This window comes from Flavobacterium fluviale (assembly GCF_003312915.1).
GTDB classification, from domain to species: Bacteria; Bacteroidota; Bacteroidia; order Flavobacteriales; family Flavobacteriaceae; genus Flavobacterium; species Flavobacterium fluviale.
Genome location: NZ_CP030261.1, coordinates 1,299,102 through 1,311,253, shown reverse-complemented (window position 1 = coordinate 1,311,253; position 12,152 = coordinate 1,299,102). Strand labels below are relative to the sequence as shown.

General features: G+C 31.8%; 14 protein-coding genes. 7 read left to right on the top strand and 7 right to left on the bottom strand.

All coding sequences use genetic code 11. The annotated features are described in order from the left end of the window. Positions 1 to 107 precede the first annotated feature (107 nt). On the bottom strand, positions 108 to 596 hold the full coding sequence (locus tag HYN86_RS05915) for a DUF6252 family protein (RefSeq protein ID WP_113677207.1): 489 nt from the start codon (positions 594 to 596) through the stop codon (positions 108 to 110). 199 nt (positions 597 to 795) lie between these two features. Here HYN86_RS05915 and HYN86_RS05910 point away from each other — a divergent pair, with 199 nt between their 5' ends. The 4 genes from HYN86_RS05910 to HYN86_RS05895 all read left to right on the top strand — a co-directional run bounded on the left by HYN86_RS05910 (position 796) and on the right by HYN86_RS05895 (position 3,279). Next, complete coding sequence (locus tag HYN86_RS05910) at positions 796 to 1,362, top strand: 30S ribosomal protein S16 (protein WP_113677206.1); 567 nt, start codon at positions 796 to 798, stop codon at positions 1,360 to 1,362. Between the two features lie 15 nt (positions 1,363 to 1,377). Continuing rightward, complete coding sequence (rimM, locus tag HYN86_RS05905) at positions 1,378 to 1,902, top strand: ribosome maturation factor RimM (protein ID WP_113677205.1); 525 nt, start codon at positions 1,378 to 1,380, stop codon at positions 1,900 to 1,902. A gap of 175 nt (positions 1,903 to 2,077) precedes the next feature. Continuing rightward, the gene (locus tag HYN86_RS05900) at positions 2,078 to 2,428 is read left to right on the top strand and encodes a four helix bundle protein (RefSeq protein ID WP_113677204.1); all 351 of its coding nucleotides are present in this window, start codon (positions 2,078 to 2,080) and stop codon (positions 2,426 to 2,428) included. A 143-nt stretch (positions 2,429 to 2,571) separates the two neighbouring features. Beyond that, positions 2,572 to 3,279 carry a tRNA1(Val) (adenine(37)-N6)-methyltransferase gene (locus HYN86_RS05895; RefSeq protein ID WP_113677203.1) on the top strand — a complete coding sequence of 236 codons (708 nt, stop codon included), beginning with the start codon at positions 2,572 to 2,574 and terminating at the stop codon, positions 3,277 to 3,279. Between the two features lie 49 nt (positions 3,280 to 3,328). Here the strand turns inward: HYN86_RS05895 and HYN86_RS05890 are convergent, their stop codons facing one another. The 6 genes from HYN86_RS05890 to HYN86_RS05870 form a co-directional block, all read right to left on the bottom strand. Continuing rightward, positions 3,329 to 4,963 (bottom strand): S41 family peptidase, encoded by a 1,635-nt coding sequence (locus HYN86_RS05890; protein WP_113677202.1) that lies wholly within the window; start codon positions 4,961 to 4,963, stop codon positions 3,329 to 3,331. A 43-nt stretch (positions 4,964 to 5,006) separates the two neighbouring features. Next, positions 5,007 to 6,296, bottom strand: coding sequence for an HlyD family secretion protein (locus tag HYN86_RS05885; protein WP_113677201.1), 1,290 nt, complete (start codon positions 6,294 to 6,296; stop codon positions 5,007 to 5,009). Between the two features lie 2 nt (positions 6,297 to 6,298). Further along, positions 6,299 to 8,491: a peptidase domain-containing ABC transporter gene (locus HYN86_RS05880; RefSeq protein ID WP_113677200.1), complete on the bottom strand. Its 2,193-nt coding sequence runs from the start codon at positions 8,489 to 8,491 to the stop codon at positions 6,299 to 6,301. Positions 8,492 to 9,053: 562 nt separating this feature from the next. Next, on the bottom strand, positions 9,054 to 9,188 hold the full coding sequence (locus HYN86_RS21210; RefSeq protein ID WP_262512122.1) for a hypothetical protein: 135 nt from the start codon (positions 9,186 to 9,188) through the stop codon (positions 9,054 to 9,056). Positions 9,189 to 9,261: 73 nt separating this feature from the next. After that, the gene (locus tag HYN86_RS20965; protein WP_162789310.1) at positions 9,262 to 9,444 is read right to left on the bottom strand and encodes a hypothetical protein; all 183 of its coding nucleotides are present in this window, start codon (positions 9,442 to 9,444) and stop codon (positions 9,262 to 9,264) included. Between the two features lie 35 nt (positions 9,445 to 9,479). Beyond that, positions 9,480 to 10,961, bottom strand: a complete 1,482-nt coding sequence (locus tag HYN86_RS05870) for a vitamin K epoxide reductase family protein (RefSeq protein ID WP_230406433.1) — start codon at positions 10,959 to 10,961, stop codon at positions 9,480 to 9,482. A 653-nt stretch (positions 10,962 to 11,614) separates the two neighbouring features. Here HYN86_RS05870 and HYN86_RS05865 point away from each other — a divergent pair. Genes HYN86_RS05865 through HYN86_RS21050 form a run of 3 tightly spaced genes read left to right on the top strand, consistent with a single transcriptional unit; the run spans position 11,615 to position 12,145 of the window. Continuing rightward, the gene (locus tag HYN86_RS05865; RefSeq protein WP_113677197.1) at positions 11,615 to 11,761 is read left to right on the top strand and encodes an rSAM-modified peptide; all 147 of its coding nucleotides are present in this window, start codon (positions 11,615 to 11,617) and stop codon (positions 11,759 to 11,761) included. A gap of 44 nt (positions 11,762 to 11,805) precedes the next feature. Then, on the top strand, positions 11,806 to 11,952 hold the full coding sequence (locus HYN86_RS20960) for a hypothetical protein (RefSeq protein WP_162789308.1): 147 nt from the start codon (positions 11,806 to 11,808) through the stop codon (positions 11,950 to 11,952). Positions 11,953 to 11,998: 46 nt separating this feature from the next. After that, a complete protein-coding gene (locus tag HYN86_RS21050; protein ID WP_205334633.1) occupies positions 11,999 to 12,145 on the top strand; it encodes a hypothetical protein in 147 nt (48 codons plus the stop codon). Positions 12,146 to 12,152: the final 7 nt, after the last annotated feature.

The window sequence follows — 12,152 nt, the reverse complement described above, 5'->3', positions numbered from 1 at the left end:
TTTATTTATAATAATAAGCAAATGTAGTCTTATTATTTTGTAATCTACTATATATTAGTTTATTTATGTTTTTATTTTGATTTAAAAATGAAAATACAGCGTAGAACTTAGTCTGTGGTAAAATTAGACTCAGAAGAAACTGGGATTTTATGAAAAACACCTTCTGTAAAATGCATTTCTTGTTTTTCTGCCACAGGGTCAACATTAACTGCCGTAAATTTAAATGTTCCAGAAATAGTCTTTTCAGCTGTATTGTATTCCGTAACTATAATTTGACCGCTGCCTTTTCCTGCTCCTGTAGTAAATACTGTTTCCTGCCCAGAAAAAGTACTTTCGCATGATGCTTTTGTAACATCATCTACACCTAAAATATATGTTTTTTGAGCTGGTGAAGGAATCTGAAAACTGATTTTTTCATAGCCTAAAGAACCTTCAATAATAAAAACACCGTTTGCTTCTGCTCCTGCTTTATAAATTTGAGCCCTCCAAAAGGTGTTATCCTTTAAGGTTTGAAAAGCTGGATTATTGAATCTGATTTCGTCAGCACAGGATGTGAATAAAAGCAAAAATGATAAAAAGTAAAAGTATTTTTTCATGTGAGGATGAATTTGGCACAAAAATACCGCATTGAGAGTAATTAATGTTTCAAAATAAAACTAAAAAAAGCCAAAAAAATGATAAAAAAATATCTTAAAGATATTTAATACTTTTTGAAACGTATTATTTATAAAAAAATTATATCTTTGCGCCCTTAATTAACAGAGGTCGAGTACCTCAAAATTTAATCACAAGATTATGTCAGTAAAAATTAGATTACAAAGACACGGTAAAAAAGGAAAACCTTTTTACTGGGTTGTAGCTGCAGATGCACGCTCAAAAAGAGATGGTAAATACTTAGAGAAAATCGGTACTTACAATCCAAACACAAACCCAGCAACTGTTGAGTTAAACCTTGACAGCGCAGTTAAATGGTTACACAATGGTGCACAACCAACTGATACTGCTAGAGCAATCCTTTCTTACAAAGGTGCTTTATTGAAACACCACCTTGATGGAGGTATCCGTAAAGGAGCTTTAACTCAAGAGCAGGCTGACGCTAAATTAGCGGCTTGGTTAGAGTCTAAAGCAGGAAAAGTTGATGCTAAAAAAGATGGTTTATCAAAAGCACAAGCTGATGTTAAAGCTAAAGCTTTAAAAGCTGAAAAAGAAGTTAATGCTAAACGTTTAGCTGCTGCAGCTCAGGCTGAAGCTGATGCTATCGCTGCTGCAACTCCTGCAGTTGAAGAAGAAGTTGCTGAAGTTGAAGCTGCAACTGAAGAAGCTCCTGCTGCTGAAGAGAATAACGAAACAACTGAAGCATAATTTTACTTAGCGAGAATGCGTAAAGAAGAATGTTTTTATTTAGGTAAAATCGCTAAAAAATTTAGTTTCAAAGGTGAAGTCCTAATCTATTTAGATACGGACGAACCTGAGTTATACGAAAATCTGGAATCAGTGTTTGTTGAACACAACAAACACTTGGTTCCTTTTTTTATTGAAACAAGTTCTTTACACAAAAACGATTTTCTTAGAGTTCGTTTTGAAGATGTAAATACAGAGGAAGAAGCAGATGCTTTAGTAGGCAACGCAATTTATCTTCCTTTAACCATGTTACCAAAACTTACAGGTAACAAATTCTATTTCCACGAAGTTATTGGTTTTGAAATCGAAGACAAACGTTTAGGTGTTTTCGGAAAAATAACTTCTATTAATGATTCATCTGCTCAACCGCTTTTTGAAGTTTTAAATGGTGAAGTGGAAATCCTAGTTCCAATGATCGACCATTTCTTGGTAAAGATTGACCGCGAAAACAAAAAAGTAATCATGGATCTTCCAGAAGGTCTTGTGGAGATGTACCTTTAGATTTAAATTCCAATTTTTTTAAAATTTCAAATTCCAAACGGAAGAAAATTCCAAATTATAAATTGTTGCAAAAATTATTGTTTAATATTTTTTTGAAAGAAAAAACTTATAAAAAATAAATACTTATTTTTGAAATCCAGCTATTGAGATTAAAAATTGAAATTTATTTTATTTTATGAACAAACCTTATGATTTAGAAGAGAGGACTTTTTTGTTTGCAAAAGAATGTCGAACATATATTAGAAGTTTATCCAAAACAACATCCAACATTGAAGATGGCAAACAACTAATAAGATCGTCTGGTTCTGTTGGAGCGAACTACATAGAAGCGAACGAAAAATTAGGCGATAAAGATCTAATATTTAGACTTAAAATATCCCGAAAAGAAGCCAAAGAATCTAAGTTCTGGCTGCGTCTATTACATGAATTAAATCCCGAGCAAAGAATAATTTCTGATTCTCTATTATTTGAAGTAGAAGAATTAAGAAAAATTCTATCTGCAATAATTACCAAAACATCAAAATAATAAATTGAGATTTTAATCTTATTTTTGCATTTCAAATTACACAAACTCACTTCCTTTAGCAATTGGAATTTGGAATTTCTTTATTGATTTTTTCCTTTTCAGAATTGGAATTTGGAATTTAAAAAAATTGGATTTTTTTACTTATGTTTTCATTTAAGCAATTTATAATTAAGCAAGATCGTTGTGCAATGAAAGTTGGTACAGATGGTGTTTTATTGGGTTCTTGGGCTCCAATAAGCCACAATCCGTTTAGTGTTTTGGATATTGGTGCAGGAACAGGAATTATAGCTTTGATGCTGGCGCAGCGCACTCCTGCACAACAAATCGATGCTCTTGAAATTGACGAAGATGCTTACGAACAAGCAGTTGAAAATTTTGAAAGTTCTCCTTGGGGAGATCGTTTATTTTGTTTTCATGCCGGCTTAGATGAATTTATTGAAGAGCCGGAAGACGAATACGACTTAATTGTTTCGAATCCTCCTTTTTATGCTGAAGATTACAAAACAGAAAATGAACAGCGAGATTTAGCTCGTTTTCAAGACGCAATGCCTTTTGAAGAAATTGTAGAAGCTGCCGATTTATTGCTTTCAGAAAATGGAATCCTTGCGATAATTATTCCTTTCAAAGAAGAAGAAAAATTCATCGCTTTAGCAAAAGAAGCAGAACTTTATCCCCTAAAAATCACAAGAGTAAAAGGCTCTCCAAAATCTGAAATTAAACGCAGTTTATTGGCTTTTAGTCGTAATGAAGTTTCTGAAATTAAAATCGATGAATTAATTATCGAAATCGACAGACACGTTTACACTCCAGAATATATTGAATTGACTAAAGATTTTTATTTAAAGATGTAAAAAAAATCTTTGTCAAAGTTTGAAACTTTGACAAAGAATTAGATATTTATTATTTTCCATTTTTAGCAAAAAGGACCGCTCTTTCCAAAACCTCATCTCTACCCTGCTGAATTCCCAAAATAGTAGGTTTTATTTCAATATCTGGAACAATTCCTATCCTTTGCACTTCTTTTTTATCAGGATAAAAAACACCATAAGTTGTAAACGAAGCCCACAGACCTTTTATGATTTCAAATCTGTAATTTCTGCCGTCTGTTCCCGCAGTCTGACTGCCAATTACTGTCACTTTTGGAGCGACTTTCAAAGTCATAGCAGTAAATTCTGAATGACTTTTTGATTTTTCATTCACTAAAAGAATAACGTTTCCTTTATAATAGTCTGGATTAATTTTTCCACATGGTGTATCTTCTTTTCTCCAAATATAACGTCCTGGCGAACTTAAATCAGCATCAATCGATTTTACAAAATTTTTTGGTTCTGGGTTTAAATATTCTGCGATTGCAAAATTAGTTCCTTGAGGATAATTTCTAATATCAAAAATAATAGCCGTAGAATTTTTAAATTGTTCCATCATAGCGGGAACATCATCGGGAGTTAATACAGCCAAATTAGCATAACCTATATTGTTTTCTAAAAATTTATATTTCTCACTTTTATTTTCATGATTGATTTTTAGATCTTTATAAGGATACCAATTAATTGTCTTTATTGCTGTTTTACCATTTCTAACAAATTCGATTTCACCATTATCTGTGCTATCATTAAAAATCGCCCACTCTATATTGTTTAATATTGCAGCAGAATTTGAACCTTCAGCATATTTTTGATTCTCTTTTATAAGTTCTTCAATTGTTTTTCCTTTAACTTTAGTAATAACATCACCAATTCTTACATCATTAATTTTGGACAAGGATTCATTTTTAAAACCAGTAACAATTGCTTTATTATCAATAAATTTTATATCGTAAGGAACAAAATTCCAACCAAAAACATCAAATAGTTTTCTTGCTCCAAACAAAGCATGACTATCATTCAATTTGGCACTAAATTCTTTTAGAGAGAAGTAATAATCGTTTTGTGAAATAGGATTGATCGTTCTTGGCAAAAATTCAATTAGTGTCAAATCCCAGTTTTGATCCATCTGATATTTGTATGGAAAGAAATATTCAACATAATTCCAAAAACGAAACAAAGCCAAAAGCCTGAAGCTTTTGTCTTTATCATTAAATTCAGTGTATTCTACTTCATTCTTAAATTCAATTCCTTCTCCAACATAATATTGTTTTCCTTGAATTTTATTCTGCTCGATAAATTTGAGCTTTTCGCATAGACTCTTTGAAAACAATGAAGTGTTTTGCGTCCATGAAAGATCAAAATTTTTGTCAAAATAATCAACTTCTTCATTTGAAATTTCAGCCTTATAAGCTTTTACTTTACCCAAAGAATTAATCCAGTTTTCTATAACATTTGAAAACTCTAAATCTGTTTTTGCTGCTTCTACTTTTGGCAAAATTTTAAAAAGCTGATCATCCCAGTTTTTGCTTCCGTCTGCGACATTCGGGTGATAATACTTCAAAAAGCCCCAGATTTTACAAGTGGCTGCAAGCTTTTGAGTTTCGGTCATTGGCTTTGAGAACGAAATTTGGAATAATAAAAAAAAGGCAATAAGTAGTGTTTTTCTCATTTAATAAAGTGGTTTTAGGTTGTTTTTGGGTTTTGAGTTAATTTTAAACTTGTTCAAATATACTTTTAAATTGATATAAAATTCTTTCAATTAATCTTAAATCTTCTGTTATTATTTCGGCACTTCCTTTCATTTCCTGCTGAAAGATAATCTGCTTATTATAAGAAGTTTTTAAGCCGTTTGGAAGTGCAACATCCAGAAGCAGATTTCCATCTTTATCGGGCACTAACGAGATGTTTTTTATTTCTCCTTTTAAAACTCCAAATTCTCTGTCTGGATAATTTGCCAGACGAATATTGACTTTCTGCCCCACTTTTATTTTTCCAGAATTTAATGCTGGAGCTTTTACTTTTCCAACAAAACTGTTTTCAGCATCTGGAATTATAGAAAAAACATTATCGCCAACGTTTATTGTCTGACTTTCATTCCAAACCTGTAAAAAAGTAACTTTCCCGCTGATAGATGATTTTAAGGCATAAGCCAATTCCCAGTCTCTTATTACTTTTTTCAACTGATAAAAGGACTGCGAAACACTTCTTCCAAGATTGACTTCTTCTTTGGTGCTGTTTATTTGTGAATTCTGGCTTGATTTTGTATTATCAATTAGTGAAGATCTCAGTTGAGAAATCGACGAGAGAAGACTTCTATAATTCTTCTGTGCCTGCAGGAAACTCAGCTTTTTAATTTCCATTTCCTGAGCAGAAATAATTCCTTTATTGAATAAGGTTTCGAAACGGGCAACTTCATTTTTTTGAAGTTCTAATTCTCTTTCGTTAATTCCTTTTTGCTGCTGCAAAATTTCTAATCTTTCTGATATTTGAATCTTTTCAGACTGCTGTGCTCGTCTTTCGACTTGAAAAGGATGCAGATCTTTGTTTAATTCCTGTGCCTGATAATCTTTTTGAAAAACAGCAAAAGAACTTTCTATTTCTCCTAATTGTTTATTTCTCAATAATTCAAAAGGAAATGCCTTTGACGTGTTATTAATATCATAGCTGTCGACAATATCTTTCAGCAGAAAAACATCTTTGTAATTGGCTGTATTTTCTATAATGGCAAGTACACTGTTTTTTTTGATCTCCGTCTTATTTTTTACCAAAATAGCCTCAATGCGTCCAGATGATTTGGAAACAATTTTCTCTGGCGGAATATTGGTTGTAATTACAATTTCGGCTCGTACAACATCTGGATATTTTACAAACCAAGAAACAAAAAACAACATTATAATAATAGCAAAGATGAGAACCGTTCCCCATCGTATCATCCAGTGCGGTACTTTGGTCAGAATGTCCTGAACTTCTTCGCTTCGTAATTCAAATTTATCTTCAGCCATAATTAATTTCCTAATTGCAGTTGATTTCTAACCAATTCAAAGTAATTCCCTTTTTGTTCTACCAATGTTGAATGACTTCCGATCTCGATGATTTTTCCTTTGTCTAAAACCACAATCTGATCTGCATTCATAACAGTGCTTAATCGGTGCGCTATTACAACTACTGTCTTGTTTTTGAAAAAAATATCGAGTTTCCTCATAATTTCTTTCTCATTATTGGCATCTAAAGCAGAAGTTGCTTCATCAAAAAATAGAATTTCCGGGTTTTTATAAACTGCTCTTGCAATAAGCAGACGTTGTTTTTGTCCTGTGCTCATCCCTAAGCCTTCAGCACCAATTTTGGTGTTAAATCCTAAAGGAAGACCGCTTATATATTCTTTAATATTAGCCACATCTGCCGCATAAATCAATCTTTCTTTATCAATTTTATCGACTCCAAAAGCAATATTATTGGCAATTGTGTCGCTAAAGATATATCCTTCCTGCATTACCGCTCCAACATTTGATCTCCATGCTTTCTGCGATATGTTTTTAAGCTGTGCACTTCCAATACTAATTTCTCCTTTTTCAGGTTCATAGAATTTAAGAAGCAGTTTCATCAAGGTGGTTTTGCCGCTTCCGCTGACGCCGACAACTGCTGTTACTTTATTGGCTGGAATTATTAAACTTAAATCATCCAGTACTGGAATATCAGAACCTAAATATCGGTATGATAGATTTTTAATCTCAATATCGACATCACGCGGCACATCATTGCTTTGATGGACTTCCTGTTGCAGCTCATCTTCTTTTTGATGAATTTCGGATAATCTTGCCAGAGAAATTTTAGCATCTTGTAATTCTCTTACGAACTCTATAAGCTGTGTAATTGGACCATTTAAACTTCCTACGATGGCACTTATGGCAAGCATCATTCCTAACGTTATAGAGCCATCAATGACCAATTTGGCCGAAAAAAATATAATTAAAATATTCTTTAATTCATTAATTACCGAAGATCCAATAGTCTGAGTCTGCTCTAAAACCAAACTTTTTATTGAAACTCTAAAAAGCCTTGCCTGCACATATTCCCAGCCCCATCGTTTTTGTTTTTCGGCATTATGAAGTTTTATTTCCTGCATACCGTTGATCAGCTCCATTACTTTGTTTTGCTCGTTTGAAACTTCTGCAAAACGTTTATAATCTAAAACTTCCCTTCTTTTTAAAAATATCGTTATCCATCCAAAATAAAGCACGCTTCCTAAAAAGAAAACTAAGAATATCTGTAGATTGAAATAAGCTAAAACTGCCCCCATTACAAACATATTAATTACAGAAAACAACACATTGAGAGATGATGTGGTGAGTATTCTTTCGATACGGCGGTGGTCATTAATTCGCTGCATAATATCTCCGGTCATGCGGACATCAAAAAAGGAAATAGGCAGATTCATTAATTTAATAAAGAAATCTGAAATTAAGGAAATATTGATCCTGGTTGATAAATGCAGTAAAATCCAGCTTCTAATTAGCTCTAAACCTGTTCTTCCTGCAAAAATAAAAAGCATTGCAAAAAGTATTAAATAGATAAAATGAATATTCTGATTCTGAATCCCGACGTCGACTATACTCTGGGTTAAAAACGGAAAAATTAAACTCAATAAACTGCTCGCCAAAAGTCCAATGGCAAGCTGAATAAGAAAGGATTTGTATTGAAATAAATACTTGAAAAGAAATTTAAATCCTAAACCTGAATTTTCTTCTTTATCAAAATCAGATTGAAAAAATTTAGGGGTTGCTTCTATCAGTAACGCAATACCTTCTTTAGTAGAGTCATCTGCATTATTTCCTATCCAAAACTTAACAAACTCTTCTTTGCTGTAGTTTAAAAGTCCAAAAGCAGGATCTGAGATATAATATCTTCCTTTTTTTATTTTGTAAAGTACAACATAGTGATCTTTATTCCAGTGGAGAATACAGGGCAGCGGAGCTTCTTCAATTCTTTGTACAGAAAGTTTTACCCCTAGAGTTCTAAATCCAATTTTTTCGGCGGCGTCACTCAAAAAAAGCAAATTACTTCCTTCCCGAGTTGTTTCGCTAAAATCTCTCAACTCTTGGATATTGATTGTTTTACCGTAATATTTAGCTATAATTTTTAAACATGTCGGCCCGCAATCTTTATGGTCAGCTTGTCTATAATGGGTGAATTTTTTCAATTTATTTTGATTTATTCAAGACTAAAGTAGGAAAAAAAATTCTTGTTAATCCATAAAAAAACAGAGAAGATATAAATCTTCTCTGTTTGGGTATTTAAACAATATTTATAGTAACACAATTTCTTTAGGACATGGCCGCGGTTTACCCTAACCAAATAAAATTAACACTACGGCCAACTCCTAAGAATCCCAGTACCAATCATCAATACTGAGAAAATGCTCAATGTTCCACGATCGAGCGCCTATACATTCAAAAAAAACATGACTAAATTCTAAATAAGGCTATATCGTATTACTTTAAAAAAGTTAAAAATCAACAACAAAGACGACTTGTATCACAAATACCAGATTCCGTATTTAGCGGACAAGTTTCGCCTGATGGTATTAAAATGCATCCCGCTTCCATGGCATATATCCAACACTCCGGAATTCCTCCTCTCATGGTTTTCTGCTCATTTTTATTGATACTCTGAGCACCGTTAAGATTTAAAATTTTCTTCAACATATTAATACATTTTTTTAGTAACAGAGTTTTTTACAGCTCTGTTACTACATATTCAAATTAGCAAGCATAATATTCTTCAGCAACAGCTTTATCACAATTTTGTTCTTCTGCAAATTCGCCTCCCAAAATGTTTTTCTGCTCTTTTTTGGTCAGCTTCTTGGTTTCTTTGCTTTTTAAAATCTTTTCTAACATAACTGGTTATTTACGTTTTTGGTTCTAAGCTTCAAATCTGTAAAAAACTTGATGCTTTTAAAAAAATTTCCTTTTAACAGCTTCCGATATAATTATTTGGGATGCAGTTCCAATATGCCGGCACCGTTCCAAATTCAGTACATCTTTTAGCTTTAAATCCATCCTCACAAATAGGAGTACTACTTCTATTTATTGTTTTTTGCTCATTCGCAGTTAACTGCACCGCACCTTTCAACTTCAATAAACTCTTTAACATAACGGCAGGTTTTGTGGTTACTTTTTTTTCTTTTTTTATGCTGTTTTATCTAAAACTTGAACTTCTTCTACAAAATCGTTCAAGAAATATTTTAATTCATTCAGCTCATATTCATTTGGAAACAGTCTTTCGTTTACAATTTTAACTGGTGTATAATTAAAGTTATTCATAGAGCACCAATCGTATTGTTTTTGAATTTCCTGGCTTATCATCATACTAACTGATTCAACATGCCATTTTTTGAGCCATTTTTTATGAACCATTCTTTTAATATACCAGTCAGAAATCGCTTCAACTGTTTTTCCAGGCGTTGTTCTATTTATAGTGAGAAGCCTTTCTACGACAGTTTTATACGGATTATCATTGTTTTCTGGGTTGATATTAAAAAGAACGTTTAAATATATTTTATCTGGAAATTTCAATACTAAATCAAAAGCTTCCTGAAACGTTTTATAACAATGCCCGCAGCTAGGACTAATGATTATTGTAAGTTTTACCCCGGCTTTTTTATTGCCGAAATTCAAGCCTCTTAAGTCTTCAAAACCTTTTGTATATTTTACTTTTTTAGATAAAAAGTTCAACAGCGAATAATTCCTTTTAAACTTTTTAAGTTCTTTTAATGAATTTTCATTGTCAAGCATATTTTTAATCATGACTTTAACAGATGCCCAAATCGGAATTAAAAGCAATAAAGAAAAGACATAAGGAAAAACAGTATTTAAGCTAAAACTTAAAGTAAAAAGATTTGATGAGAACCATACAAAACTTTGAACTAAGATTATGAATGATACTGCAAGACACATTATACACCATTTTTGAACTTCAAATTTTTGTATCCAAATAGAGCATACCACTATAGGGATTGCCAGCAGACTTAAAAATCCAACAAATACTGCAGAACTTAATGGCTGTATTAAAATTGCAATAATGCTTGAACTAAAGAATAGTAATGGCAAATCTGAAAAACTTATCCATCTATTTGCAATATCGTCATTAAAACTAATTACAGAATGACAAGAAGAGTTAGAACTTAAATTACAAAACTTAGAAATCACGGTATTTTTGACACCCCATTTTTCCTGAACAATAAATATGCTCACTATTAAACCTAATATTGAGGTTGCTAAAAATGTTGTGCTGAATAAATCAAAACCATTGTAGAAAAAAGATAGTCCTATTACAAGTACTAACGGAAGAAAATATTTCAACCAATTATATTCTACTTTTAAATTTTCTCTAGCCACTACATTATTTGGCTCAATTGCAACAATTACTCCATTCCAATCTAAAAGAAACTTATCATACGATAATTTTTGATTTCCTTTTTTTGATGTTGCGATGCGAACACCGCTTTTTATTTTTTCAACTAAAATCAATTCATCTTTAAAATACGCCAAAAAATTAGATGGCAAATCCACAATTTGTTCTTTCGAAACTCGTACCGCGGCATTCTCTACAGAAAGCAAATCGAACGAATCTGTAATGGCAAACAAACTCGGATAATTTGGATGAGACAAAAAGAGATCCTTGAACTCATTTTTTATATCTGAGTATCTATTAATTTGTAGAAATTTTTGGACCAGTTTAAGCATCGTTTTCGATCGTTTTTAAATCAGGATTACAGTGCAAAGATTGAAGTTTTTATTGATAAAAATCGCATGTATGTATACATTTTATTAATTATACCACATACAATTTATAAATTATACCAAGTATAGTGAAGCATATAAACAATTGACAGACAATTAATTAAGTCAATATATTTTTACTTAAAAATTCAAAAAGTCCATTTTCGATTAACGGCTTTCCTTTTTATCTAGTTTTGAATAAGTAATAATCTCAATATCAAAAAACATGAAAAAAAGAGCATACTAATCATATGATTTAGCCCATAAAAAATCATAAAAAAAGGTTTGAAAATGACAAGGAAAACCATCATGGCCAAATCAAATCTCATTATAAAATAGTCCCTAAAATAACAAACTAGTTATTCAAAAAAAGAAAGATTTAACTTATAATATTTAAATCACTTTTGAGCTTAAAATAAACCCAAAATTTTTCCCGTAACCAATTTTTCGCGGTGTTTTTCATCGCAAATTAAAATATTGCAAAAAATTACACATGAACGATTAATCTGATTAAAACCAAATTATCATAAAATTATAGAAATATGAAGAACATAACGTTACAATTCAAAAATTTCGAAGCAGATCAAATTTCAAAAGAAGCACAAAAAGCAGTTATGGGCGGAGATCCACCAATAGATCCTGAACACACAAGCACGCCTATAAAAAATGGAGGCGGCGGAAACGGCTAAAAAGGATTAATAAATATTAAAAAGTAATTAAAAAATTTAAAGACATGAAAAATAACGCATTGACATTCAAAGATTTTGAATCAGAAAAAATAAATAAAGAGACACAAAAAATTATTCGTGGCGGTGACGGAGAGCCTGCAGATCCACCCATCAGCTATCCTATAAAAAATGGAGGCGGTGGAAATGGCTAGTCCATAATTACAAACAACTTAAAAAGTAACTTAAAAATTTAAAGACATGAAAAATAAAGTATTGAAATTCAAAGATTTTGAATCAGAAAAAATAAATAAAGAGACACAAAGAATTATTCGTGGCGGTGACGGAGAGCCTGCAGATCCACCTATCAGTTATCCTATAAAAAATGGAGGCGGCGGAAATGGTTAAAAATTCA

Excerpts from the sequence above, each read along its gene's own strand:
- HYN86_RS05915 (WP_113677207.1), bottom strand. The coding sequence starts at position 596 with ATGAAAAAATACTTTTACTTTTTATCATTTTTGCTTTTATTCACATCC.
- HYN86_RS05910 (WP_113677206.1), top strand. The coding sequence starts at position 796 with ATGTCAGTAAAAATTAGATTACAAAGACACGGTAAAAAAGGAAAACCT.
- rimM (WP_113677205.1), top strand. The coding sequence starts at position 1,378 with ATGCGTAAAGAAGAATGTTTTTATTTAGGTAAAATCGCTAAAAAATTT.
- HYN86_RS05900 (WP_113677204.1), top strand. The coding sequence starts at position 2,078 with ATGAACAAACCTTATGATTTAGAAGAGAGGACTTTTTTGTTTGCAAAA.
- HYN86_RS05895 (WP_113677203.1), top strand. The coding sequence starts at position 2,572 with ATGTTTTCATTTAAGCAATTTATAATTAAGCAAGATCGTTGTGCAATG.
- HYN86_RS05890 (WP_113677202.1), bottom strand. The coding sequence starts at position 4,963 with ATGAGAAAAACACTACTTATTGCCTTTTTTTTATTATTCCAAATTTCG.
- HYN86_RS05885 (WP_113677201.1), bottom strand. The coding sequence starts at position 6,296 with ATGGCTGAAGATAAATTTGAATTACGAAGCGAAGAAGTTCAGGACATT.
- HYN86_RS21210 (WP_262512122.1), bottom strand. The coding sequence starts at position 9,188 with ATGTTAGAAAAGATTTTAAAAAGCAAAGAAACCAAGAAGCTGACCAAA.
- HYN86_RS20965 (WP_162789310.1), bottom strand. The coding sequence starts at position 9,444 with ATGTTAAAGAGTTTATTGAAGTTGAAAGGTGCGGTGCAGTTAACTGCG.
- HYN86_RS05865 (WP_113677197.1), top strand. The coding sequence starts at position 11,615 with ATGAAGAACATAACGTTACAATTCAAAAATTTCGAAGCAGATCAAATT.
- HYN86_RS20960 (WP_162789308.1), top strand. The coding sequence starts at position 11,806 with ATGAAAAATAACGCATTGACATTCAAAGATTTTGAATCAGAAAAAATA.
- HYN86_RS21050 (WP_205334633.1), top strand. The coding sequence starts at position 11,999 with ATGAAAAATAAAGTATTGAAATTCAAAGATTTTGAATCAGAAAAAATA.